Origin of the sequence: Humisphaera borealis (genome assembly GCF_015169395.1) — a bacterium.
Classification (GTDB): Bacteria; Planctomycetota; Phycisphaerae; order Tepidisphaerales; family Tepidisphaeraceae; genus Humisphaera; species Humisphaera borealis.
On the sequence record NZ_CP063458.1, the window covers coordinates 5,396,348 to 5,420,042 of the forward strand.

General features: G+C 61.8%; 21 protein-coding genes. 10 read left to right on the forward strand and 11 right to left on the reverse strand.

What is annotated here, in order from left to right; all coding sequences use genetic code 11:
- Nucleotides 1–4: 4 nt before the first annotated feature.
- Genes IPV69_RS20200 through IPV69_RS20210 form a run of 3 tightly spaced genes read right to left on the reverse strand, consistent with a single transcriptional unit; the run spans nucleotide 5 to nucleotide 2,452 of the window.
- Nucleotides 5–832, reverse strand: a complete 828-nt coding sequence (locus tag IPV69_RS20200; RefSeq protein WP_206291527.1) for a hypothetical protein — start codon at nucleotides 830–832, stop codon at nucleotides 5–7.
- 56 nt (nucleotides 833–888) lie between these two features.
- Complete coding sequence (locus IPV69_RS20205; RefSeq protein WP_206291528.1) at nucleotides 889–1,860, reverse strand: FecR family protein; 972 nt, start codon at nucleotides 1,858–1,860, stop codon at nucleotides 889–891.
- Nucleotides 1,853–2,452, reverse strand: a complete 600-nt coding sequence (locus tag IPV69_RS20210) for a sigma-70 family RNA polymerase sigma factor (RefSeq protein WP_206291529.1) — start codon at nucleotides 2,450–2,452, stop codon at nucleotides 1,853–1,855. The genes IPV69_RS20205 and IPV69_RS20210 overlap by 8 nt, the downstream gene beginning before the upstream one ends.
- Before the next feature lie 187 nt (nucleotides 2,453–2,639).
- On the opposite strand from IPV69_RS20210, the gene IPV69_RS20215 reads away from it, so the two are divergent.
- Nucleotides 2,640–4,706 (forward strand): hypothetical protein, encoded by a 2,067-nt coding sequence (locus IPV69_RS20215; protein ID WP_206291530.1) that lies wholly within the window; start codon nucleotides 2,640–2,642, stop codon nucleotides 4,704–4,706.
- A gap of 61 nt (nucleotides 4,707–4,767) precedes the next feature.
- Here the strand turns inward: IPV69_RS20215 and IPV69_RS20220 are convergent, their stop codons facing one another.
- On the reverse strand, nucleotides 4,768–5,460 hold the full coding sequence (locus IPV69_RS20220; protein ID WP_206291531.1) for a hypothetical protein: 693 nt from the start codon (nucleotides 5,458–5,460) through the stop codon (nucleotides 4,768–4,770).
- 746 nt (nucleotides 5,461–6,206) lie between these two features.
- On the opposite strand from IPV69_RS20220, the gene atpD reads away from it, so the two are divergent.
- Together atpD and IPV69_RS20230 are read left to right on the forward strand one after the other, a co-directional pair.
- Complete coding sequence (atpD, locus tag IPV69_RS20225; RefSeq protein ID WP_206291532.1) at nucleotides 6,207–7,625, forward strand: F0F1 ATP synthase subunit beta; 1,419 nt, start codon at nucleotides 6,207–6,209, stop codon at nucleotides 7,623–7,625.
- A 1,146-nt stretch (nucleotides 7,626–8,771) separates the two neighbouring features.
- Nucleotides 8,772–9,314 (forward strand): NYN domain-containing protein, encoded by a 543-nt coding sequence (locus tag IPV69_RS20230; RefSeq protein WP_206291533.1) that lies wholly within the window; start codon nucleotides 8,772–8,774, stop codon nucleotides 9,312–9,314.
- Here the strand turns inward: IPV69_RS20230 and IPV69_RS20235 are convergent.
- Entirely contained in the window at nucleotides 9,304–10,179 is an 876-nt protein-coding gene (locus IPV69_RS20235) for an IS1 family transposase (protein WP_206291534.1), read from the reverse strand. The two genes, IPV69_RS20230 and IPV69_RS20235, sit on opposite strands and share 11 nt — an antisense overlap.
- 65 nt (nucleotides 10,180–10,244) lie before the next feature.
- Between IPV69_RS20235 and IPV69_RS20240 the strand changes: the two genes are divergently transcribed.
- The 4 genes from IPV69_RS20240 (at nucleotide 10,245) to IPV69_RS20255 (ending at nucleotide 13,610) form a co-directional block, all read left to right on the forward strand.
- The gene (locus tag IPV69_RS20240; RefSeq protein ID WP_206291535.1) at nucleotides 10,245–10,934 is read left to right on the forward strand and encodes a hypothetical protein; all 690 of its coding nucleotides are present in this window, start codon (nucleotides 10,245–10,247) and stop codon (nucleotides 10,932–10,934) included.
- Between the two features lie 20 nt (nucleotides 10,935–10,954).
- Nucleotides 10,955–12,097, forward strand: a complete 1,143-nt coding sequence (locus IPV69_RS20245) for an ImmA/IrrE family metallo-endopeptidase (protein ID WP_206291536.1) — start codon at nucleotides 10,955–10,957, stop codon at nucleotides 12,095–12,097.
- 731 nt (nucleotides 12,098–12,828) lie between these two features.
- Nucleotides 12,829–13,242 (forward strand): hypothetical protein, encoded by a 414-nt coding sequence (locus IPV69_RS20250; RefSeq protein WP_206291537.1) that lies wholly within the window; start codon nucleotides 12,829–12,831, stop codon nucleotides 13,240–13,242.
- A gap of 53 nt (nucleotides 13,243–13,295) precedes the next feature.
- Nucleotides 13,296–13,610, forward strand: a complete 315-nt coding sequence (locus IPV69_RS20255) for a hypothetical protein (RefSeq protein WP_206291538.1) — start codon at nucleotides 13,296–13,298, stop codon at nucleotides 13,608–13,610.
- A 72-nt stretch (nucleotides 13,611–13,682) separates the two neighbouring features.
- Here the strand turns inward: IPV69_RS20255 and IPV69_RS20260 are convergent, their stop codons facing one another.
- The 3 genes from IPV69_RS20260 to IPV69_RS20270 form a co-directional block, all read right to left on the reverse strand.
- Nucleotides 13,683–13,904 carry a hypothetical protein gene (locus IPV69_RS20260; protein WP_206291539.1) on the reverse strand — a complete coding sequence of 74 codons (222 nt, stop codon included), beginning with the start codon at nucleotides 13,902–13,904 and terminating at the stop codon, nucleotides 13,683–13,685.
- A gap of 84 nt (nucleotides 13,905–13,988) precedes the next feature.
- Complete coding sequence (locus IPV69_RS20265) at nucleotides 13,989–14,267, reverse strand: hypothetical protein (protein WP_206291540.1); 279 nt, start codon at nucleotides 14,265–14,267, stop codon at nucleotides 13,989–13,991.
- Nucleotides 14,268–14,294: 27 nt separating this feature from the next.
- The gene (locus tag IPV69_RS20270; RefSeq protein WP_206291541.1) at nucleotides 14,295–15,767 is read right to left on the reverse strand and encodes a sulfatase family protein; all 1,473 of its coding nucleotides are present in this window, start codon (nucleotides 15,765–15,767) and stop codon (nucleotides 14,295–14,297) included.
- 561 nt (nucleotides 15,768–16,328) lie between these two features.
- Between IPV69_RS20270 and IPV69_RS20275 the strand changes: the two genes are divergently transcribed.
- Nucleotides 16,329–16,667 carry a DoxX family protein gene (locus IPV69_RS20275; RefSeq protein WP_261362020.1) on the forward strand — a complete coding sequence of 113 codons (339 nt, stop codon included), beginning with the start codon at nucleotides 16,329–16,331 and terminating at the stop codon, nucleotides 16,665–16,667.
- A gap of 47 nt (nucleotides 16,668–16,714) precedes the next feature.
- On the opposite strand, the gene IPV69_RS20280 is transcribed toward IPV69_RS20275, so the two are convergent.
- A complete protein-coding gene (locus IPV69_RS20280) occupies nucleotides 16,715–17,077 on the reverse strand; it encodes a DoxX family protein (protein WP_206291543.1) in 363 nt (120 codons plus the stop codon).
- A 209-nt stretch (nucleotides 17,078–17,286) separates the two neighbouring features.
- Between IPV69_RS20280 and IPV69_RS20285 the strand changes: the two genes are divergently transcribed.
- Complete coding sequence (locus IPV69_RS20285) at nucleotides 17,287–17,883, forward strand: hypothetical protein (protein ID WP_206291544.1); 597 nt, start codon at nucleotides 17,287–17,289, stop codon at nucleotides 17,881–17,883.
- A 49-nt stretch (nucleotides 17,884–17,932) separates the two neighbouring features.
- On the opposite strand, the gene IPV69_RS20290 is transcribed toward IPV69_RS20285, so the two are convergent.
- Nucleotides 17,933–18,868 carry a heme-binding protein gene (locus IPV69_RS20290; protein ID WP_206291545.1) on the reverse strand — a complete coding sequence of 312 codons (936 nt, stop codon included), beginning with the start codon at nucleotides 18,866–18,868 and terminating at the stop codon, nucleotides 17,933–17,935.
- A gap of 306 nt (nucleotides 18,869–19,174) precedes the next feature.
- Between IPV69_RS20290 and IPV69_RS20295 the strand changes: the two genes are divergently transcribed.
- Nucleotides 19,175–20,650, forward strand: a complete 1,476-nt coding sequence (locus IPV69_RS20295) for a sulfatase family protein (protein WP_206291546.1) — start codon at nucleotides 19,175–19,177, stop codon at nucleotides 20,648–20,650.
- 53 nt (nucleotides 20,651–20,703) lie between these two features.
- Here IPV69_RS20295 and IPV69_RS20300 read toward each other — a convergent pair whose 3' ends face one another.
- Complete coding sequence (locus tag IPV69_RS20300; RefSeq protein ID WP_206291547.1) at nucleotides 20,704–23,424, reverse strand: CBM96 family carbohydrate-binding protein; 2,721 nt, start codon at nucleotides 23,422–23,424, stop codon at nucleotides 20,704–20,706.
- Nucleotides 23,425–23,695: the final 271 nt, after the last annotated feature.

Sequence of the window (23,695 nt, forward strand, 5' to 3'; positions counted from 1 at the left end):
TTACTTAACCTCCGCCGGGAAGCTCTTCTCCCGGTCCCGGTGGCGGCCTTGGTGTAGGCGGCGGTGGGGGAGTGGGGCTTGGCGTTGGTGGAGGAACCGGCGTGGGTACCGGGACAGGCGGCGTGCTGCCGTCAACCGGAGGACCCGCCGGATCGGCCGGGGACGACGGTGAAGACGGTGCCGGCGGGTTCGATCCGTCCGCCGGATCGCCAGGTGCCGGATCGCCGCCCGGATTGGGCATATCCGCAGGTTTGGGGCCACCACCCGGTGGAGAGTCCGTATGCGGCACGCCCACGGGAACCTCTACCGGCTGCGTCGCCGGCGATGGCTTGACGCCATCGTCAGGCCTGCCCGGAACCGGGGTGCCAACGGGCGGTACGGTGGTCGAGGGTGTTCCGTTGGTTGAAGTGCCCGGCGTCGTTGTACTGGGGGATGGTGTACCGGGATTCGGCGTTCCGGTCGACGGCGGCTTTCCCGACGTGGTGTTCGACGGGGTCGTCGGCGTCACGTCCTTAGGATTTACAGGATCTGCCGGTTTGCCCTCGGTTTCCGGCTTTTTGTCGTCGTCAGACTTCTTCTCGACACCAGGCTTTTTATCGTCGTCGCTCTTCTTGTCGTCGTCCTGATCGGTCGATTTGCTGTCGGTCTTCTTTTCGTCGTCCTTTGGCTTTGTCGAGTCGTCATCGGTCGAGGCGAGCGATGTCTGCAAGTCCCGCGGCGACGCCCAGGCCTGACCAACACCGATCGATCCTGCCCACATCGATCCGGCAGCCAGGCCGGCGACCGCCAACCAGCTGGCGACCCCGAGGTTGATGACAGGTTGAAATCGCATCCGGGCTTCCTTGGCCAATCGCCATGTTATAACACTATATCTCAAGCCTGCAAAAACTATTGATCGATACCCGCCGGCCGCACCTTGTTCGACCAGTACTCGCCCATATCCTTGCCGGCCGGATGACCCAGAGTCCCATGGGACTTCTCGGTCGCCACAAACTCACCAGCCGAGACATCCACCGTCGCCCGATCTCGGCCACGCGTCACGCGAACGGTGCCGTGGCTCACTTCGACAAGGCTCTGTTTTCCGTCGCTCGAAACCCGGAACTGGGTGCCCACAACCCGGACCTCGGCATCAGCGGTGAGAACGGCAAATGTCGTTCCCGGCTTCTGCGGTGCGACCTGGCACTGAACCGAGCCGCTGAGCAGCCGCACCCGGTGCCCACTGCCCGAAGGCACAATCGCAACCGATGAGCCCGGGCCGACAAGCACGCTTGTCGCCTCGCCGGCGACATTCAAAGTGGTGCCGTGAGTGTCTCCGGTGCGGATGATGTCGCCGCCGGCAAGCCTGCCCGCGCCACCGGCGGCCAGCACTTTTCCGTCTCTTTCGATGCGCAGGTCCGAACCGGCCAGATCGAGTGTGAAGTTGGCACCAGGCGACGGGGAATCGATCGCCAGCGGCGGGGTGGTGGAGGTGTTACTACCCCCGGTTGTTAACCAGACGCCAGCCCCGACCAGCACGGCCGCCGCAATACCGGCGGCCCACATCACCAGCCGGCCTCGGCGAACCGGCCGAATATCAGGTACAGTACGATGGGCTGTCGGCGCGGCAGAATCGCTGCCGGCAAGGCGCAATGCCGTTGGAAGCATCGTCTGAACGGGCTTCGAAACGGTCGTGGCGGGCGCCGTCGAAACACCCTTTGTCGCAAGCGCATCCTTCAACGCCAGTTCCTGCCGGGTCAACTCCAGAAACGCGATGGCGGCAGCGGGATCGGACACCAATCGGCGATCCAACTGGGCGCACTCTTCCGGGGTGGCCGAACCGTCCAGGTATCGGGCGGCGAGGTTGTCCAGTTCTTCAGCCAAGGTGTCTTGCCTTTCTCCCGTCTCCGCTTGCCTGCCACTTCGTTTCAATGCACTGCCGCAACGCCCGACGAGCCCGGACCAGTGCCATCTCCACCGCACCGATCTCACGACCCTGTACAGCGGCGATCTGGGCGATTGACTGGCCGTCGGTGTACTTCATTCGGATCGCCTGTTTCGCCGCCGGCGTCAGCCGCTCTACGCAATCCCGCAGGGTGTCGGCATCGTCGGCTGGCCCGGCGGCCGGTTCGTCGACGGCCCGGACGCACGCGTCGGCCAGCGCCGCTACCGCCTCGTCCGAGATCGACACCAGTCGGCCCCGCCGCGACGCCTTCTCACGCCACTTGCGGATCTCCATCTGGGCAAACCCTACCGCCCAGGCGGCGAAAGGACGGCTCGAGTCGTACGTCTCAAACTTCTGCCACAAGACCGTGCCGACCTGCTGCAACAGGTCCTCTGCTTCATGCCCGCTGCGGGTCGCGGCATAAAGAATGGCACGAAGCACCGGTCGTGCCGGACTGAACAATTCTTCAAACCGGGCTTGTTCCGTCACAAAGTCGATCACTGCTATTCCCGGGGCTCGATGATTTCCCAACAGAAGGTCCGAATCTCGTTCAATCCGACCTCCCAAGCAAATGGGGATATCCCTAATCCGGCTTCGCCCGTGTTGGGATAGTGGGTAACCCCGGGATTTTGACAGAGGACGCCGGATCCCCCTGCACAAAGGGACAGAGGATCGCAGCCGGCTCACCGTAAAACACACCATTGATTCCAGGGCACCCATGACCACAACGACCGCACGATCGGCCAAAGGCAAACTCCCCCGACCGCTCCAGTCGCCAATCCCCAGCGATCGCATGTTCCAATCCCTCGAAAACCGCAGGCTGTTCGCGGTTTCGGTGAACGCCGCGGGGTATACGGTCGTCACGCCCGAGGCCGGCGACCGCGTTGTTTACGTCAGCAGTTCCGCCGGCAATGACGCCAACAACGGGCTCTCGCAGTCGTCCCCGCTCAAAACCCTTGCCGCCGCCAAGGCCCTGGTCCGCACCGGCACCGGCGACCAGCTCCTGCTTCGCCGGGGCGACACGTGGCGTGAAAGCTTTGGCGTCTGGACCAAGGGCGGCCGCGATACCGCCAGCCCATTGGTTATCGGTGCCTACGGTTCCGGATCTCGCCCCGTCGTCGCCACCGGCTCGAGCATGGCGATCACCGTCGGCAGCGCCAGCTCGCCGGTCGTCAATCACCTGGCGATCATGGGTATCCGCTTCTACGCCGATACCCGCGACCCTTCCAGCGCCACCTACACTGGCACCGCCGGCAACGAAGGTGTCCGTCTCATCAGCGGCACCAACAACCTGCTCGTCGAAGACGTCGAGATCGACAGCTACACGACCAACCTGACGATCGCCGGCGTCACCGGCACGGCGGGCAACGTCCGCGTCCGCCGGTCCAGCATCCTTGACGCCTACAACACCGCCGGTCACTCCCAGGGCTTGTACGCCGAGAGCATCAACGGACTGACGCTCCAGCAGAACGTCTTCGACAACAACGGCTGGAACGCCGCGGTCACCGGAGCCGGCCAGACCGTCTTCAACCACAACGCCTACATTAAAGAAAGCGTCAACAGCTTCGTCGCCTACGGCAACACCTTCGCCCGCGCCTCCAGCCATGGATTGCAGGCCCGCTCCGGCGGCGTCATCGAGAGCAACACCTTCATCGACAATCCCATCCACCTGACCTTCGGCCTGGTGAACGGTTCGCCGGTCAAGGCCGGCGGCGTCAGTGGGCGCGTCTGGAACAACACCTTCATCGGCGGCGGTTCCATCGCCGGCGCTCCGCGCGGCTACGGCATCGACATCAGCAACATCAAGGCCGGCAGCGGCACCTCCATCAAGGGCAACGTCTTCGCCGGATCGCCGGCCAACTCCGGCTCGGCGATTAACCTCAGCGTCGGCGCGAGTGTCACCAACCCCGCTCAGGCCGTCGGCATCAACGACCTGGTCATCGAAGACAACGTCATCTACGACTGGACACGCGCCCTGACCATCACCAACGAACTGGTGTCCGGCGGCACCGGCGCTTCGGGCCTGAACAACCTCGTCATCCGCAACAACGACTTCCAGCGCATCCAGAGTCCGACCCTCATGACCGTCGGCGACGACTTCTCCACAACCGAAATCACCCTCAGCGGCAACCGCTACAGCACCGCCGGCGGGGTGGTGAATGTCAACCTCGGCGGGCCCGCGGTGGCCTGGAGTTCCTGGTCGGCCGGTCGCGACACCAGCCGAATCGTCACCGTGAACTACCCCGCGGCCGGCCGAACCGCCGGAACCTACGCCGCGACCCTGAATCTCGGCAGCACCACGTCGGCTTACCTGACGGCGGCCCGGGCTCAGTCGTCGACGTCGTGGAACCCGGACGTCACCGGTCACAGCCTGGCGGACTTTGTACGTGTCGGTTACGGGTTTACACCGGGCGTCGCCGGGGCATCGTCGACACCGACCGGCATTGAAAGCCCGCTGTCGCCGCCTATCTCGCCGCCCATCTCCCCGCCGATTTCGCCGCCCGCATCGCCTCCGGCCTCGCCGCCCGCTTCGCCGCCGGTTTCACCGCCCCCGCCCACGAAGCCGAAGCCCACGACGCCGCCAGCCCCCAAGCCGTCTGACGACGACAAGGATGACGACGACGACGACAAGAGCGATTCCGAGAAGCGCCGCCAGGAAGCGGCCCGGGAAGCCGCCAAGAAGGCCGCCGAGAAACAGCGCGAACTGCTCAAGAAGCAGGCCGAGCAGAAGAAGCGTTCCTCCGAAAAGTCGTGGAAGTCGTCGTCGTGGAAGAAAGACGACTGATCCACGCCGCCTGATTCATGCCCGACGTTTGCGCCCGACGACGCCCAGGCGTCACCCCTCCTCAGCCGGCCGGATTGCTGGCGGCTGTGGCGGGGGACGTCGTGGGCGGGCGGAACTGCTCCACCAGCTTCTTCGTCTCCTCGATCAACGCTTTCTGGTTCGCGTCCGGCTCGAACTGCGTGCCGTACTGCGCCATCCTCGCGTCATATAACGCCTTATCCGACGCGCTCAGCGGCTTATAGATGCTGTTGGCCGGCGCGATCTTCTCCCCGGGGAAACTCCGTTCATAGATCTTCTGGCGGATCTCATTGTTCCGCTGCTGCCAGGTCGCCATCACGTGCCGTTCTTCCAGCACGCGGAGCTCGATCTTCTCGTTCTTCTGCCGCAGGTGGTCCGACCAGATGACGGCATAAATGCCCAGCCCGACAATCCCCAGCAACACCAGCACCAGGATGACAACACTCCGCGGCCCGCGGTACTTCCGGCGACCCTTGTCGCCGCTGTAATGCAACGCCGCGAACGCCGCCTCGGTCTCGGCGATCGTCTTCTCGTCGGGGTGAGCGGGGGTGTCCAGGTCGTCCACGATGGGCTGATCAGCATCGGCGGAGCTGTCGGCCGCCTCCGCCGAGCCCTCGCCCGCTTCGACAAACGCATCGGGCTGCCGGTCGTCCCCGGCGGCGGGGGAGGGGACATCGGATTCCGGACCAACTCCGGGTTCAGCATTGTTTTTGTCGTAGTTTTTGTCGTCGCTCATGATCGCTCCTCAGCCAGTCCCCACCCGATCTACCATCGTAACGCCCGCAGGGAACAACGGATAACGACGCCACACCGTTAGCCCGTAAAATCCAGGACCGCCACGGAGGTCGCCGAGAACACGGAGAAATCGCCGAGAATCTGCCCGAGTTTGATCGTCGCAGCCTGCAAGCCGAATGAAACGTTCAGGTCGTTCATAGCTCTCGTCTCCGTCTTCATCTTTCGTGACCGCCGTGTCCTGCTCCGAAAAGGGTGCGATGAACCGCAGATTGCGCAGATGTCGCAGATTTGGGAGAAGGCAATCTGCGGCATCTGCGCAATCTGCGGTTCAGTTTTCATTCTCTCGGTGCAAGGCGGACGGCCTCATGATGTCCTCCGAATTGAAGCATCCGTTTTAGAGACGCGTCCGGCGCGCTTCGGCGTTCCGCGGACTGCGGAAAGCACGGACCGTCACATCGTTAACCACGACGCCATCAACCCCTCGCCCAGACGACGAAACCGAAGATCGCAGCGATTTCGCAAATCGTCTTCCTTTCAATCTGCAGCAACTGTGAAATCTGCGGTTCCTTTCGCTGTTTTCGCAGGTTTACGTTTCGTGTTCGCGGGACATCCTCCGAACTTGCGACATTGTGAAGGAAATGTACAATCCCGCGCCCCGTGGACAGGAAACACCCCGTCGGGGTCTCTCCTGCCCTCGGTACGGCCTGGAAGGCCGTGGCCCTTGTAACCCTTAGCTCAGGCGCAATCATGCCCGCGACCGGAAAAATCACGCAGGTCATCGGCTCGACCTTCGACGCCCAGTTCCCCGAAGATCAGCTCCCCGAGATCTATAACGCTCTCAAGATCCCGCTGGCCTACAGCAACTCCACCCTCACCGGTGAAGTGCAGCAGCACCTGGGCGGCGGACGCGTCCGCGCCGTTGCCCTGGGCAGCACGGACGGCCTGGCCCGTGGCGTCGACTGCGTCGACACCGGTGCCGCACTGACCGTCCCGGTCGGCAAGGAAACCCTCGGCCGCGTGTTTAACCTCCTCGGCGAACCGATCGACAACCGCGGCCCCGTCGCCGCCTCCGGTCGTCGGCCCATTCACCGCGATCCGCCGGAGTTCACCGACCTGACCCCCAAGGCCGAAGTCTTCGAAACCGGCATCAAGGTCATCGACCTGCTCACCCCGTTCATCCGCGGCGGCAAGGCCGGTCTGTTCGGCGGTGCCGGCCTCGGCAAGACCGTCGTCATTCAGGAACTCATCGCCCGTATCGCCCAGCAGCACGGCGGTTACTCCGTGTTCGCCGGCGTCGGTGAACGCACCCGCGAAGGCACCGACCTCTGGCTCGAAATGCAGGAAGCCCAGATCGGCGACACCGGTCGTCACGTCATCGACCAGACCGTCATGGTCTTCGGCCAGATGAACGAGCCGCCAGGCGCGCGTCTCCGCGTGGCTCTCTCGGCCCTGACGATGGCCGAGTACTTCCGCGATGAAACCGGCGCCGACACGCTCCTGTTCATCGACAACATTTTCCGCTTCACCCAGGCCGGTTCGGAAGTGTCGGCTCTCCTCGGCCGCATGCCCAGCGCCGTCGGTTACCAGCCCACGCTGGCCACCGAAATGGGTCAGCTCCAGGAACGCATCACCAGCACCAAGAACGGCGCGATCACGTCCGTGCAGGCCGTGTACGTGCCCGCCGACGATCCGACCGACCCGGCCCCGGCCAACGCGTTCCAGCATCTTGACGCGTTCATCTATCTGGAACGCAGCATTGCCAGCAAGGGCATTTACCCCGCCGTCGATCCGCTAGCGTCGGGCTCGCGCGCCCTCTCGACCGACATCGTCGGCGAAGACCACTACCGCATCGCCCGCAAGGTACAGACGATGCTCCAGCGCTACCGCGACCTGCAGGACATCATCGCCATCCTTGGCGTCGACGAACTGAGCGAAGAAGACAAGCTCATCGTCAGCCGTGCCCGCAAGATCGAGCGATTCTTCAGCCAGCCGTTCGTCGTCGCCGAGCAGTTCACTGGCAAGAAGGGCATCTACACGCCGCTGAAGGAAACCCTGGCGAGCTTCGAAGAAATCACCGACGGCCGCGCCGACGACCTGCCCGAGCAGGCGTTCCTGTACGTCGGCGGGATCGAAGACGTCCGCAAGCGCGCCAAGGAAATGGCGTAAGCGGGTGGTGGTTGGCTGGGTGCTGGTCATTTGTCACTGGTCACTTGTAACTTGTTACTTGTGATCGGTCGGTGGCCATTACTCGGTAGCCTTCAGGCAGTCGTCAGAAGGTCGCCGAACGAACCCAAGGCGAGCCCGCCGAACGAACCCAAGGCAAGCAGCCAAACGAACCCAGAATCACCCCCAATCCCCTCCTCCGGTACGCCGGGGGAGGGTTAGGGTGGGGGTTGTGGCCGCAACGCATTCCCTCGCCACACGCCGCCCGGAAGACATTCCCTCGCCAAACGCCGCCGCCGAACGAACCCAACGCACCTTCGCCAAACGAACCCAAGGCGGCACTCCGAAACGCTGTCCGTGACACGGCTTTCCAAGCCGTGCGAGCGACGTCACACACCGGCAGCCGTCCATCCTCAACCACGCTGACCGCCGAACGAACCCGACGACGGCCAAACGAACCCGAGGCTCCGTTGCCATATGGCATGAGCAACTACGCTTGCCCATGGGCGTTGGCCGGACGACACGGGCTTGCCTACATGCGCATGCAACCGACCAGTCCACCGAACGAACCCAGCGGGAGCCGCCAAACGAACCCAACGCACCTTCGCCGAACGAACCCAAGCTACTTGCAGCCGTCTGTTCGGCTTCACTAACACCTCCCTCCACGTTCGCCAAAACAAGATCACTCGGCCCGACCCCTCCGGATCGTCCGAGTTCAGCGCCAGCCCGCCAGTCGAACCACGCCGGCGGATCAGCCCGACCCGCCGGTCGCACAACGTCGATCGAACCACCCGGTGCGACACCCCGACAGGCGACGGATCACACCCGCGCCAACCAGGCACCAGTCAATGTGAGCCAACCTCCGGCCGAACCCAAAAGGGTCTGACCCGAGGCCGTCAGTTTGTATGGAATATGTTAAGTATAAGCACCAGGTAATGGTATACTTTCGGAGATTCCTACAATCTACGCAAGTTTTTGACATCGCTGATTTTGGATTCAGTGAATCCAATTTCCAAAATCATTTCGACTTGACCGACAACAAAACATAGCCGATACTAGGGGACCTATTCGCCCTGGCGTTCCTTGTGGATGTCAGGCACCAATTAGAGCCGCCGTAACTGGCGGCTTTTTTTCTGCTTGGAGCCGGACTTGGGGAGATTTGCTAACTTCATCGATGGTGCGTATCTACAGAACCTGCTCGCCGCTTTTGGAAAGCCGAAGGTTGACTTTGAAAAGCTAGCTATTCACATGGCGGCGGGCTGCGAAAGGCTGCGAACGTACTACTACGATTGCATGCCATACCAATCAAACCCTCCAACTGCAGAAGAGGCCGAGCGATTCGGCAAAAAACAGCGATTTATTGCTGCCTTGGGCCACTACTCAAGGCTGCAGCCACGTCTTGGACGGCTGGAACGGCGTGGCGAACGCGGTGACGGAACGCCGATTTTTCAGCAAAAGCGTGTCGATATTCTTCTGGGCGTGGACTTGGCGATCTTGGCTGCGAAGCACCAAATCACTGACGCTGCGATCTTGGCTGGCGATAGTGATTTCCTTCCAGCGATTGAGGCCGCGAAGCCCGAGGGTGTAGTTATCCATCTTTTCCACGGCGCGAACGCACATCGCGACCTGCTGCAAGCGGCAGATGAATGCACGCCAATTGACGAGGGATTCATTGCCGCCATCAAGGCTTAGAGGCCTTGTAATCCGTCAGCCGCCCACCAAGTAACTTCTCTTCCCGCTCCAACAACCGAACGAAGTCCAGCATCGTCCACACGCGATCCGCCACGCCCGCCATAACTGCGGGCGTGGTCTTGATCGTCTGGTGCCTCCGAATGAAGTTGTAGTTGAAGTAGTGCAGGGAAATCGCGTGCTTGTGGTTCTCGGCACGCTTTGAAAACCCATTCGTAAGGCGGGTAAACCGGCGCATTCCCATTCGCATCGTCAGGTTTTGGCGTTCAACGAACGACGTGTTTATGTGCTTTTCGTCGGGGCTTCCAACGATTATTGAAGGTGTCGCGCCGATGCACTCGGCGGGACTGTAGCGGACCGCGCCGGTACGTTCGTTGGCGTACTGCTTAACGAGCATCGCGTAGTCGATGTTGGTGCCGAACGCCTCTTGAATCGCCTTGCGGTAAACCTGCCAGCCGTCGCTAGTGAGTTGGACGCGATTCGCCAAACGACCAGCGGTATCGGCAACAAACGCATTGCCGTAGCTGGCATCGCGACCGCCCACAAGCCAGTTGATGACCAGCTTGGAATCGGCGTCCATCGCCACCCACGTCCACGTATCGCCGTGCCCCTTGCCCCAGTTCTTCGGGTTCACGTTCTTCTGTTTGGCGTTTACGAACGACCAGATTTCATCGACCTGCACGCGCTTCGTCTGCAAATCCCAAACGACCAGTTCATGCCAGTTGGCCGCAAGCGTTCCGGCATCAGCCAGGAGCCGCAGAACCGTCACCTTGTTCACGCTGAACATGCGGCACGTCGAAGCGATGCTGTTGCCTTCCACGAGGGAGGAAAGGATCGCGGCACGGGCTTCGGTGTTCAGCTTGTTCATACGCCCCATTATGCTTGAGCGGTCAAGCATTGCAAGACAAAAGTAATAGGATTGGTAATAGAACTGTGCCGATTATTGACAGCGTGGGCGAGATCGTCTACTATTGGGCCATGGAAATTCCATTTCACAAGGATCAGCAGGCCGAGATCATGGCCGCTCTTGGAAGCGTAGTCCCTGTCCTACTCCGCGAAGCGGTCGATGAGGGTTTCCATGCTTACAAGGTAAGCCGTGCGCTTGATCCGGTTGGCCATGCTGAGTACGGGGCGTGTTCGCGAGCGAATATGCTGTACGATCGCATCGCATCTACTGGCCGCGAACTCGTCCGGTTGGCAGCAGATGAAATGCCGGAATTGACGTCCTCCATTCACCCGAACAAGCGCTCAACTGAGATTCTTCTTGACCCCTACTTCGCGTTTCGGATTAAGCGGACAAAGGAGAATCGAAAGGGATTGACAACGAGCGTAAGCACGAAGAGACAGAATCGAATCAAGGCGGAATTCATACCTGCCGCGCAGATGTCTATCGACTTCCCTGGGTACGCGTCCCCGCCAAGCGAAGATCGGTTGTGGCTGACAGTTGGCTTTGACCTTGACGAACTGGAAGAGCATCTCACAAAGGTTGCCATCGGTGTCGAAACGAAGAAGAGATTCCTTTGGAAGCAATCACTTCTGGAAGCCGAAGCAGAGATCATTGCAAGTTTTCCTACCATCCTTGCCGATCGTATTAACGAAATGCGAACTCGCAGAAGCGCCTAACTTGAACCGGAGGTGATCCTATGAGCAGCAATATGGATTCTCTGGCGATCGCGCGCGCGCCCAAGGAATCACTCTTTGGAACGTCGTTCAATTCTCGAATGCTGATTACGGCGCGAGAGGCGAGAACACTTACGCAATCCGATCTTGCGGAAAGGCTTGGGGTCAGCCAAGCACTCGTTGGAAAATGGGAAGCGGACCTTCTGACTCCCGGAATCGATCAAATCGACGGCATTGCACTAGCACTTGGTGTTCAGAGAGAACTCTTCTTTGTTGATCGCCCTCGCCGCTTGGCGAGCATGTCCGACTTTTATCACCGGGCGCTATCCAAAGCGCGGCGTGCCGACGTGAAGGCTATCCACGCCCGGTGCAATATCATTGACATTCAGATTGATCGGCTATTGCAGCTTGCGGAGCCGTCGCCAGACACCATCCCGTCCATTGACCCGGAAAACCACGCCGGAGATATCGAGAAGGTAGCTGCTATGGCCCGCGTTGCTATGAATGTTGCGCCGGGTCCGCTTCCGAACTTGGTTAGCGTTATCGAAGCCTGTGGTGGGATTGTTGTTGATCGCGAATTGGAGGTCGATGATATCGACGCGCTTTGCCGCTGGGTTCCAGAACTCCCGAAGCTGTTTTTCGTCAATGGTGCAAAGCCACCCGATCGCATCCGGTTTAGTCTGGCGCACGAACTCGGACACACAATCATGCACTTTGGCCGGGACCGGGACTTGGCGGTAGCAGAAAAAGAAGCCAACGCCTTCGCGTCTGCTTTTCTGATGCCTGCGAAAGACTTTCGTCGGGACGTCAGGCCCGACCTTGGTTTGGCTGACCTTGCCGCACTGAAGAGAAAATGGCGAGTGTCGATGCAGGCGTCGGCGTACCGGGCGAAGGCGGTTAATGGAATTGATGATCGCCGTTATGAGTCACTTTACGTTCAGATGTCTCGCAAAGGCTGGCGAAAAACAGAGCCAATCGAGATAGCTGGCGAATCGCCGCAGGTGTTTACGCGATTACTCCAAAGGCATTTGGAGGCAGGCTACACAAAGTCGGACTTGGCAAAGCTGCTATTCGTTTCCGAGCCAGACATCGACACGATGTTGGCCGACGCGGCCGCGCCTACATTCGCAGAGCATGGCGTAAGAATGCGAATGGTCAGGGACTAGTCTTCCCCCATCGTTTCGCCGCCGCGCGTGCCGCTATCTCCGTTCGCTGAACGGACGTGAGTTTGGCGGCACGCGCCTTCCCGCCCTTGAGCCCGCCAAGCTTTCCTAATTCCGCCGCGCCATTGGATGGCTTGGCTTGACGCGCCGCCTCCACGCCCGCCTCAAACGCCGCTCTAAGCAACGCTGCCGCCCGATCGTCTATTCTCCCCACGCCAGCAGACCACCGCTCCCAAGCCGCTTCCACGTCGGCTGGGAGCGGTTCTTCTTTTGATGTTGACTCGCGGACGATGCGCGCCGCCACTTGGCTAGGGTCTTCGTTCTTCATGCCAGGATTATACGGGAGGGGTACGAATCGGAAGTGCGACGGCAGGATTCAAAGTATACCAATCGGCTCAAACGGCGTGCCGGATGTGTTTTTGAAAGTATCCCAGTACCAAGCACCAAAATTGCAACCCTTTTTTGAAGCGTTGCCCGCTTCTGATCGCACTTAAAAAGGAGCCGCGCACGAAGCGGTACTCCGCGCAGTAAGCGGGACCACGCCGGTGACCCGTCCCCGCCTGTCGCACGTCCCCGCTTACTGCGCGGCTCCTTCATGCCCTTCGTGCCGTTCGCGCCCGGCGCGAAACTGACGCGAGACAGGACATGCCGCAACGCGCCATCACCACCCGGTGCGACACACCGACACGCAACCCGCGTCGGCCGCCGGTGTGGTATAACCCTACACGGTCCTTGTGATTCCAACGCGGCTCGGCACCCCGAAGGCGGTTCCCATCTGGTCGCGACTTCCGCACAACCCGACGCCGTACGACGACGACTGGGAAGACCAGCCTGGCCAGGGGCCGTTCTACCAATGGGGGCTCGGTGTCGTCGTGCCATTAGCGCTCATCGGTTACGGCATCTACGCGATCGTGACGCAGCACATCACGTTAAGTTCACGATCCCCAATGACGCTGCAGGGCCAGAACGCGACCGCGTTCGGGATAGCGTGGGTTTCCGCGGGCGTCTTTGTCCACTGCCACTACTTCTGGGGAAACATCTTCAATCAGGCATGGTTCGCCGTCCTGGGTAAAATCCTGTCGGCCTGCGGCTTTATCGGCGGCCTCGCGTTCGTACTCGTGCGCAACGGCGTGCTCGGTATCAGATAACCCTGCACCGCTGCAACGGGGGGGCATGGTCTGTTTGATTCCAACGCGGCTCAGTGTTTGGCCGCCCACTCAACGGCATTGATAACGCGTCGGAGGAAACCCGTCTGAGACGCTGGCTGTTCAACTTCGCGGCGGCAGGATCGCTGGTGCTGTGCGTGGTGACCGGCGTGCTCTTGGCGTGCAGCTATTGGCGGTACAACGATGGCTTTGTCCGCGTGGGGCAGCAATATTTCGCGCTGAACTCCGGCAACGGCCGAATGGTGCTGTACTGGTACACCGGCTACCCCGAAACCAGTCGGTCTTCATGGCGTGCCCGGCCGGTGGAACCGACCGAGCAACCGACCGGCTGGGCCGACGGGACGGAGTAAAGGGGACGTACGAGATGTCCCCTTTGCATCCTCGTCCCATTTGCTGCGACCTTTTTCGCCGGCCTGTGCCGATTAGTTCATCGTCTCGACAGGCTTGCCGCTCTGAGCCCAGACCAACGATTTGCCATCTGCTGAGGGGCGCAGAATCATCTTCCCGCCGTTCCCCTGGATGCCGGCTACGATCATTCCGTCGTGACGAATGCCCCAGACGCCTTCCCTGTCGTGCCAACCGGCCGCGACAGTGTTGTCGTCCTTCAGCGTAAACCAGCCTCTGTTACCAAACTGGGGATCCATCCACTTGTACTTCCTCCCGATGAACGCCATCCGCACGGCGGCCGGCGGAGTACGCGGTTCGGAAGTCGGGCGATCGATGATGGCTTAAATTGCGTTCCCCTCCGACAATGCAGACGCGCCACCCGTCTTCAGAACATCGGCCTGCGCTTTCTTCAGATCAGCCAGCAGTTCTTCCCTCGCCTTTTGCTTCGCCTGTTCGTAAGCACGAGTCGCATCAGCCAATGCCCGTTCATGCCGCGCGATCGCGGCCAAGGCCGCCGCGGACTTGGGTGCGGCGGGTTTTGGCTCGTCGACGGCCAGGCAGCACGCAGCCAGCAGGGTCACTCCTGCAAGAACCCGGACAAAATGCTTGCGGTAATGCATCCGTCTCCTTGTTGGAACCCGGCACTCTCAGGGGCTCTTCGCCTTGGGTGGTTGGCCGTAGTATGGGAATCGATCGAACGTGTCGTCCGTCGGATCGACGCGAGGATCGCCGGTCGACTTCATCCATTGCTCCACTTTGGCGCGCAGGGCGGCTTTTCGCTCGTCGTACGCCGGTTCGGACGCGACATTCGTGAGCTGGTGCGGGTCCTTCTGAAGGTCGTACAGTTCCTCGGCCGGCCGTTTCGAGAAGATCAGCTTGATGAAGGGCTGAAACGCGGGATCCGCCTGCCGCGCAATCAGCACGTCCTTCACAGCGGTGGTGTCGACATCGCCATAAGGCCGTCCCGCCAGGAACAGCACGTCCGGATCACCGGCGGGCCAGCGGTCGGGTCGTAGATTTCGGATGTAGAGAAAGTCCTTCGTCCGTACCGCGCGAATAGGGTAGCTCTGGTGATCGCGACGCACATCCGCATGGCGTTCGCGCTCGATGAAGACACAGTCGCGCGCCTGCCCGTCGTCCTTCCCCATCAACAGTTCGGCCAACCCTCGGAAGGTCATCTCGCGCGGCGGCACCTGCCCGGCCAACTGCAGGAAGGTGGGGCCCAGCTCGGCCAGGTTGACGAATGCATCCACCTTGCGTCCGGCCTGCAGCTTTTTCCCCCAGCGGATTGCCAAGGGGACGCGCGAACCCGCGTCGTAACAGTTGGCCAGGCCGCGGGGCATCTGCCAGCCGTTGTCGCTGCAGTAGACCACGACCGTGTCGTCCAGTTCCCCCGCCTTTTCCAGCAGGGCGATCGCCTGGCCGGCTTGTTCGTCCATCGCGATGATGCCGCCGTAGTAGTTCAACAAGTCCAGCCGCACTTCCGGGCAGTCGGGTAGTTCGGGTGGGACTGTCAGCTTGCTGGCATCGAGCTTCTGCCGCGCGATTTCAAGGTAGGGATGTTTGCCCCCGCGGGTGGCCGTATCGGTGTTTCCCAACCAGAAGAAGTACGGGTTGGATTTGTCACGCTGGCGATGAAAGGATGCGAAGTCGGCGAACTTCGGTCCGACGGGGTTTTCCTTCCACCCCGAGACCTCAAAGTTGCCCGGCCCCCAAGGCTTACCGGCGTAGCCAACCTGATACCCCGCCTGGCGAAGTACTTCCGTGACGACCGGGGTGTCCTTCGGAAACGCGCTCCAGAGACTGGCCCGCTCGCCGAGCTGGTGGGCATATCTGCCAGTCAGCAGGCAGGCCCGCGTCGGAGAGCAGGAAGGAACGGGATTGAACGTGTGCGTGAACAGCACGCCTTCGCGGGCAACGCGATCGAAAGCCGGTGTGATCGCCAGAGGATCGCCGAGGATTCCCGCGTTCGGAGAGCGCCAGTTATCCGCCAGGATGAGAAGTATGTTGGGCCGCGGCTCGGCCGGACCTTTTGCGATCGCAACGGGCGCGATCGCGGCCCAGGTTACGACGAGTGTGAGCCATCGGACCAGAACGCTTCGCGAGAGCGGGTAGACCATTGAATTCACTCCCTGTTGTGACCGCGTAAGCCGCACAGGGGCGATACGACGGCAGCATTGCTTTCGGGCCGTCGACGCTGCAATACGACGGCGACAGGTGCGCGTAAAGTAACATTTCCGCCAAGTGCATGACACCACTTTGCGCCGCACGTAGTTTTTCGACCCTGTCGCCAGGATGGTAGGCGACGGTTCGCCCCGGCCCAAAGTCGGTGTCGGCGATGGTCCCGCTGCTGCGTAAAGGAGGTCTGTTCGCGAGTGGGTTCAGTCCCATGTTTCGCGATGTGCGTTCGTGCTGGTCCGTGTCGCGCGACCTCATGGACTCGTGAACACGACCCGAGATACCAACCACTCACGACAGTTGCGCGTGCGCGGCTACCGCCGCTCAACGGCATTCCGTTACGTGTCGGCGAAAGCTTTCATTTCCCCACGACGCTTTCCCAACCCGGCGTACAAATCGTTCCGGGCGGCATATCATCGGCGCGATCACAGCGTCTCTCGCGGCGATTCCCTTTTGAGTTCCGGCCTGTCCGGCTCAGCTAAAGGTCTCAACTGAAATTCACCATCGTCACCGTTCTCGTGTCGGCCTCGTTCCTGGGCTTCGGTTGCGGCTATCTGCTAGTGCCCCGAATGCAGGCCGAGTTTGTGCGCTACCAGCTGGCCCACTTGCTGCCGGCCGCCGCCTGGCTGCAAATCGCCGGCGCGCTGGGGCTGTTGCTGGGGTTGCGATACCCATTGCCGGGCATTATCGCGGCCGGCGGGCTGGCGCTGATGATGGCGGTCGCCGTCGCAACCCGATTGCGGATCGGCGACCCGCTGTTGCAATGCGTGCCGGCGGTTCTTTACCTGCTGCTCAATGTCTACCTCTGCGCGACATTCATCGGCCAGCGATCGACTTCGTAACGGGCAATTGGCTGTGTGAAAAGCGATCGCCCAGGCGGCAGCCGTGCTCAGAGGACGGCCGCGACGATCGACAACGCGAGCATGCAGGTCGCGGGCAGGGCCTTCAACGGCGGGTCGCCGGCTTTGACGTGCATTCCGATCGCGCCGACCATCAGCACAGCCATGCCGATCGCCGCCGGCATCACCAGCACCGGCACCCAGATTCCCACGACCAGCGCGATCGCCAGGGCGATCTTGAGCCCGCCGATCAGGCACATCACGCCATAGGACAACCCGTACGCTGCGAACTCCTCGCGCATGTTGCGGGCCGATCCCCCGCGGTAAGCCGTCGGCTTGCCGTAGCGCAAGACCCACACGTTAAAGATGCCCAATGCGATCACAACCTGCGCGACGACGCCGAGAGAATGCATGACTTCACTTTCGAGAAAGGGGAACGACTTGTTCGAACTTGCCGCCCGGATAGTAGGCGTCGGTTCAGCCCGGACATAATCCGGCGTTGGCGATTGTGATGCGGCAGGGAAAGGGAGGTCTGCTTTGGTGAGTGCTTGGGCTAGCGTGCTACCATGTGCCTTCGCACGCGTCGCATTGGGAAGCAGGACGCCTTCTGAACGGACGAACGATGGGCATTGATATCAGCATGTACGCCGAAGTACGGCGTCAGGAGGGATGGCAACTCGCTGAGCCATTGGCGCGGAATCCCTATCGTTATGATGAAGACGAACCGGAATGGATTCCGACAGCCCTTTATTCAAGTCGGAGCTACGAACTTTTTGCGGTTCTCGCCAACATTCGTAATCCCATCCGTGCAATGGCTCCATTCGAGTATCTGTCGGAGCCGAGAGGATTGCCGGCCGATGCTTCTCCGCAGCTGCTCGACTACTACCGTACGGTCGAATCCGACAGCTTTTCGGAAAGTTGGCTTCTGCTGGAAGAATTGACCGCGTTCGACTGGTACGGCAAGGAGATCATTCGCCGCGGCGTGGTGAACCCGGTCGCGTCCCACCTATTCCCGCCGGGTCGCCGAGGCTTTCCCTATGCCGATTGGCCTGGTGGCATACAGATTTCTGTCTCGGAACAGGGTCGTGGCGCGGAGGTGCAGTGGATCGACACCTATGCAGAAGCCGTAGGGGATGAGTTCATGATTGATGGGCTGAACAGACTGAAGTCGTACGGTACTCCAAAGGACGTACGCGTTGTTTTCTGGTTCGACTGCTAAATCTTCCGCGAAACCTTTGCCCGCGTTCGGCGGAAATGGTCTCGCTCGACTACTTCCTGCGAATCGGGATCTGCACTTCGCCGTAGCGCACCCACGGTAGCACGAACGGACTGTTGTAGCCCAGGTAGCGGGCATCGCCGGCGGGTTCGTACGTGGCGGCGTTGTCGGCGAGCCAGCGATTGAGCGTTGCCATCGCTGTTGCCATGCGCTCGTCGGTGTAGCTTCCCCGGATGCCGACGCTGACAACGGTCATCGCCGGCACGTCCACGACCTCGACCGCGCCCTGCTGGCCGACGTTGCCCTGCTTCGTCGATCGATACAGGAACGCCATATCGCGTGCCGCCACCTTCTGGTTGGCGGCGGTGTAGGTCATCTCCACCGGCGCGGTCATGGCGATCTGGTTGGCTTCGATGTGTTTGAAGAGCGTCCAGAACGGCTTGTTCTGGTCGCCGCCGGACATTGGCGTGCGGGCCAGGCGATAGCCCGGATACGCCTTGACGATGGCCCTGCCGATCGGGCCCGGCGACGGAAAGCCTTCGGGCAGGGGCGCTTCCATGGTCGGCTTGTAGTCCATCGCGAGGATCGCCTCGGCGATCGCGCCCTGCAGCCGATCAACCGCTTCGCGGTCGTCTCGCATCGCCGAGACGTCGGCCAGCGCGCGGCGCAAGGTGAGGGCGGGGTCCGATTCGTCGCCGATGACGGCGATCGCCTCCGAGATCTTCAGGGCCAGCCGCTTACGCGCCGCCGCGTCCAGATTGCCACGCAGCTGCCGCTGCGACTCTTCGACCGCGGACCGGAGTTTGATCTTGACCGGGGCCGAACGTTCGGCGGGCACGGCGGGGAAGTATTCCGGCGCCGGTTCTGAGGCCGGGCGTGTGGTCTCGGGTTGGGTCGTCGCTGCGGCCGCCGCGAGATGCTCTGCGCCGAACAGAGTCATCGACAAAGCGACGACGGTCCCGATCCGCCTGGAGGTAGGGTGGGTCATGATGACTGAATGGTAGGCCGGTGGATTGCCATTGTTTTAGCGCCACCGATGGCATCCGTCGTGCCGGGCAGAACAATCACCACGGAGTTCATCATGAGGCCGTCGGCCTCTCACCGAGATGACGACAACGCAACCGCAGATTTCGCAGATTGCGCAGATTGTTTGGACCAATCTGCGAAATCTGCGCAATCTGCGGTTTCCTCCCGTATTTTCGGAGCAGCTCATCATGAGGCCGACGGGCCTTTGTGCGGAATACTCTCCCTCTCCCGACGTTTAGCGAGCGTGAACCACACCTACCCGCCCGCCGTGACTTTCAGGCTGCTTGCCGCGGTCCTTCTCGCTGTCTTCTGTCAGGCGTTGATCGCCGGCCGGGCCGGTGCGGCCGAGGCTGGGGGCAACACAGCCCGACCCAACGTGGTGCTGGTGATGGCCGACGACCAGGGGTTCGGCGATACGGGCTACAACGGGCACCCCAACCTGAAGACGCCAAACCTCGACGCGCTCGCGCGTGAGGGGCTTCGGCTCAATCGGTTTTACACCGCCCACTTCAACTGCTCCCCGACGCGGGCGAGCATCATGACCGGCCGACATCCTGATCGTATGGGCACATTCAATCCTGGTGCGCCCATCAGGGCACAGGAACTAACGGTGGCAAAGGTCCTCCAGTCGGCCGGCTACGCCACGGGGCACTTCGGCAAGTGGCACCTCAACGGCAAGAACGGCGACAAGAACACCAAGGACCTGCCCGGCCGGGCGATCCTCGCGACAGACCCGCTTTCGCCGGGCAAAATGGGGTTCGACCAGTGGGTGTCGGCGGACAACTTCTTTGACCTGGACCCGGTGCTGGGCCGCAACGGCGTGCCGGAAAAGTTTCACGGCGACAGCTCCGACGTCACCACCGACGAGGCGCTGAAGTTCATCCGCGCACAGGCCGCCGCGGGCAAACCGTTCTTCGCGGTCGTCTGGTTCGGGTCGCCGCACGTTCCGCACGAGGCGCTGGCGGCCGACAAGGCGCTGTATGCCTCGCTGTCCGAGAGCGAGCAAAACTACTACGGCGAGCTGACGGCCGTCGATCGCAGCCTTGGCCGGGTGCGGGCGGCGCTGCGGGAACTGAAAGTCTCGGAGAACACGCTGCTCTGGTACAACAGCGACAACGGCGGGGCGGCGGGGCCGAAATCGACCGGCAACCTGCGCGGGTCGAAATCAACCCTGTGGGAGGGCGGCGTGCGGGTACCCGGGCTGGTCGAATGGCCGGCGCGGATCGCCAAGCCTTTTGTCAGCGAGATGCCCTGCTCCACGCTCGACATGTACCCCACGATACTCGCCGCCACCGGGGCCGTCGCCGAGAAGCAGATCCAGCCGCTGGACGGCGTGAACCTGCTGCCAATGTTCGACGGGAAGATGGAATCGCGCGGCAAGTCGATCCCATTCTGGAACCGCGCCGGCGGCCGCGACGGCCACGCGGCCCTGATCGACTGGCCGTACAAGCTGCACACGAACGCGGCGGCTGCGAAACCCAAAGGCAAGAAAGCCGCTCCCGATGCCGGCGAAGCAGCACCCGGATCATCGATCCAACTCTACGACGTCTCCAAAGACCCCCGCGAGACCACCGACCTCGCGAAAGAACAGCCCGACCGCGTCGCAAAGATGACGGCGGAACTCGAGGCGTGGAAGAAGTCCGTCGAGAAGAGCCTGGACGGCGCCGATTACGGAACGGCGGCAGCGACGGAGGCAAAGAGTGACGCGCCGCCAACCCGCAAGAAGAAGCCGAAGCAAGAGTAGCGGCAGACGTCATCGGGCCGTCGGGCGGTCTCGCCGCGCGGCCTCGGTCCGCTTCACGGGCTGATCACCAGTTCCGGCCGCTGGGCGGCCGCCTCGTCGCTTTGGAACGCTGCAGCGTTCGCCGTGACCGTCGGTGCCAGAAGCCCCAGCGAAACGGAAGTCTTCCCGGCGGCCTTCTCGCTCGTGAGCCAGGATGTGACATCCAGTTCGTACCACTTGGCCGTCCGGCCCACGACGGTGATCGTGCCGAGCGCTGCACCTATCGTAGACGGCTTGCTGGCCCAGGTGATCGCGGTTTCGCTCCATGCGCTCGCCACGGAATAGACGCGCACGTCGCCGGTGGCGGCACGATCGTCCACGAGGTTGCCGTAAAGGCGAATTTTGGCGGACGACACGGACGTTACGCGGGTCAGGTCGAACGAGAGGTAGCTCGATCGGCTGTATCCTGCAGAGCCGCTGTTGCGGACCTCCAGGGTGGAACTCGTTCCGAAGTTCTGGCCGGCGAAGGAACCGTCGCGAACGTAGGCGTCCGCGGACGAGCGAAGGGTGACGGCAGTGCCGACCGGCGGGGGAGAAGTCGGCGGGGGAGAAGTAGGGGGCGGCGGGGGCGGCGGCGAGACGGGGCCGCTTCCTTCAATGATTCGAAGCGTCGGATTGTTCGCTGCGGCTTCGTTGCTCGCAAAATAGATGTGCGGCTTGGACTCGACAGACGTGGACAGGGCGAACGCAACGCTCGTCGCCCCCTGGCTCCGCCGGGCGGCGACGTAGGCCGATACGTCGAACTCGAACCACTTGCCGGTGCTGTTGGCGAATGATCCGTTGCCGATCGCCGGCCCGAACAAAAGCCCGGTAGGCCAGTTCAACTGGGCAGCCGTCCACTTCGTATTGTCGACCGGATAAAGCGTGAAGGACGACGTGCCGGGCTCGCTCAACTTGCCATAGATGCGAAGCTTCGCCGATTGCGTGGGGGCGGCCGCTACACCGAGATTAAACTGAATAAACGATCGACGGTTGTATCCGGTGGCGCCTTTCTTCACCTGAAGTTCGGTGGATGTCGAGAACTGCTGGTACTGGTAGGCACCGTCGCGGATGTAGCCATCCTGGGACGGTCGCAAGGTACGGTCGGTGCTGGTCGGCGGCGGCGGTGGGTCGTTATCCAGCTCGCGAACGACCACCGACTTTCCGTTGACCCAGAGGCTCGCCGAACTGCTGACGGCGTCGGCGTCTTCGGCCGCCGAGATCACGAACGTCTGCGGCACGTTCCAGTTGTCGCGCGTGAAGACAAAATTGCCGGGCGTCTGAACGCCGGGCCGCGTGAACGACAAGCTCGGCTCCGGCAGATCCCAGTAGATCGACGCGCCGAACTCGCCCACAACTTGCTTGGACACGCTGACCGACACCGTGACGGAGCCGCCTTCTGGGACAACGAGGCTCGACGGCGTCAACACGACCTGCGGCGATACCGGATCCTTGTTCTGAATCCAACGCAGCTTCGGTCCCTTGCCCGATTCGTCGCTGTCGATGATGACATATTTGTTGGTGGTGTTCATGCTCGGCAGGGCGAAGGTGATGCTGGTCTGACCGGCACTGATGGCGTTTCGGACGTAGCTGGTGACGTTAAAGTCGTAAATCCGAGCCGCGGCACCGAACACTTCGGCATAAGGGTAGTTCTGTCCGGCAGGCGGAACTGGACGGTTCGAATACGTCAGCGCGTTCTCCGTCCAGGCACCGGTGGTTGGGATCGCATAAATGCCAACGAACGATCCATCGACTGACCGCGCCCGAAGTCGCAGAAGCGCCCTGGCATCTGCCGCGTCAGGATTAATCCCCGACAGGTCGAACTTCACGTAAGCGATGCGGGCCTCGTTGGCCGTGGTGTTCCAGCCGGTCTCGAGCGTCTGCGACTGGCCGAAATTGGTGTTGGTGTAGGTGCCGTACCGGACGTACGAATCGTCGGTCGCTGCGCGATCAGTGACGTAGCTGCCGCCGTCCACGATTTCCCAGTCCCACACCAGGTCGTTGATCATCGTTTCGCCACCCGGCCCGACGATGCCGCTCGATTTCGGCAGGACCAGTTTGTAACGGCCGGGCTCGGTGTTGTAGGGTGACAGGTCGGCGATGTCGTAGTGGTAACCGGGATCCCGGCCTGCATACGTCTCAATGTCATTGCCCAGCGGGATCTCGACCCCGTCCTTGAACAGGTGCAGGTCAGACGCTTCAAACCCGGTCACAACCTTGTAGGAATGCGGCGTGTAGAAAAGCACGGGCAGATCCGCGACTGGGGTCACCCGCGGGTTCGGATAGATGGAACCGCCGACAGCCTGCGCCTCCAGATGCCACAGTGACTGGTAGGAGCCTTCGAGGGTTGCCGCGACGGCGGTCCCCCCGGCGTCGGTGATCGTTGCATCGGCCGCCATCTGGAATCGGAAAAACGCACCCGACTTCAGCACCGACGAAAGACCCGAAATTCGATAGGTAGCGGGGCTGATCGCTTCGAGCACCACGCTCGGGAAGAAGTGCAGCATCACCCGGTTCGCGCTGTTCTCCGCGGTCGCGGTGAGATTGATATCGGCCAGATCGAACCCTTGTACCGGCTGATCGAACTGCACGGTGACTTGTTCGACCGGTTGCGACGTCGGAGCGGCGGGCAAACCGACGACCTGTCCGAGGACCGTATCGGACAGCAGAACGCGACTTTCAATCACTTCAACCGCCACGCGACTGTCGCTACGGCGCGAAACAAGACCGGGCAACGCGAAGGGACGGTAGCTCATGGAGCGGACTCCTAAGGATCCCTGAAGCCGGGAAACACCAACACGGCGCGCGGCCCGTTTCAGTTGGCAGCAAGACAGGAATCCCCTAGAGGCCCTCCCTTTTGCACCCGCGGGAGTATCGCCATCCCCCGGCGGGTCGGCAAGTCTATTTCCTACCCGCCGCAAGACTCGGTACTCGCGTTTCGCAGCATATTCATGCGATTCAGGGCTTCCGCATGACCAAGCCAGGTAGTCTTTGCCATCAAAGGCAGAACGGTCGACAGATACGTGT

Bases quoted from the DNA above. Each gene is read 5' to 3' on its own strand.
- IPV69_RS20260 (WP_206291539.1), bottom strand. From the start codon at position 13,904: ATGGATCCCCAGTTTGGTAACAGAGGCTGGTTTACGCTGAAGGACGAC.
- IPV69_RS20300 (WP_206291547.1), bottom strand. From the start codon at position 23,424: ATGAGCTACCGTCCCTTCGCGTTGCCCGGTCTTGTTTCGCGCCGTAGC.
- IPV69_RS20285 (WP_206291544.1), top strand. From the start codon at position 17,287: ATGGGCATTGATATCAGCATGTACGCCGAAGTACGGCGTCAGGAGGGA.
- IPV69_RS20270 (WP_206291541.1), bottom strand. From the start codon at position 15,767: ATGGTCTACCCGCTCTCGCGAAGCGTTCTGGTCCGATGGCTCACACTC.
- IPV69_RS20265 (WP_206291540.1), bottom strand. From the start codon at position 14,267: ATGCATTACCGCAAGCATTTTGTCCGGGTTCTTGCAGGAGTGACCCTG.
- IPV69_RS20235 (WP_206291534.1), bottom strand. From the start codon at position 10,179: ATGAACAAGCTGAACACCGAAGCCCGTGCCGCGATCCTTTCCTCCCTC.
- IPV69_RS20290 (WP_206291545.1), bottom strand. From the start codon at position 18,868: ATGACCCACCCTACCTCCAGGCGGATCGGGACCGTCGTCGCTTTGTCG.
- IPV69_RS20200 (WP_206291527.1), bottom strand. From the start codon at position 832: ATGCGATTTCAACCTGTCATCAACCTCGGGGTCGCCAGCTGGTTGGCG.
- IPV69_RS20280 (WP_206291543.1), bottom strand. From the start codon at position 17,077: ATGCATTCTCTCGGCGTCGTCGCGCAGGTTGTGATCGCATTGGGCATC.
- atpD (WP_206291532.1), top strand. From the start codon at position 6,207: ATGCCCGCGACCGGAAAAATCACGCAGGTCATCGGCTCGACCTTCGAC.
- IPV69_RS20245 (WP_206291536.1), top strand. From the start codon at position 10,955: ATGAGCAGCAATATGGATTCTCTGGCGATCGCGCGCGCGCCCAAGGAA.
- IPV69_RS20215 (WP_206291530.1), top strand. From the start codon at position 2,640: ATGACCACAACGACCGCACGATCGGCCAAAGGCAAACTCCCCCGACCG.
- IPV69_RS20220 (WP_206291531.1), bottom strand. From the start codon at position 5,460: ATGAGCGACGACAAAAACTACGACAAAAACAATGCTGAACCCGGAGTT.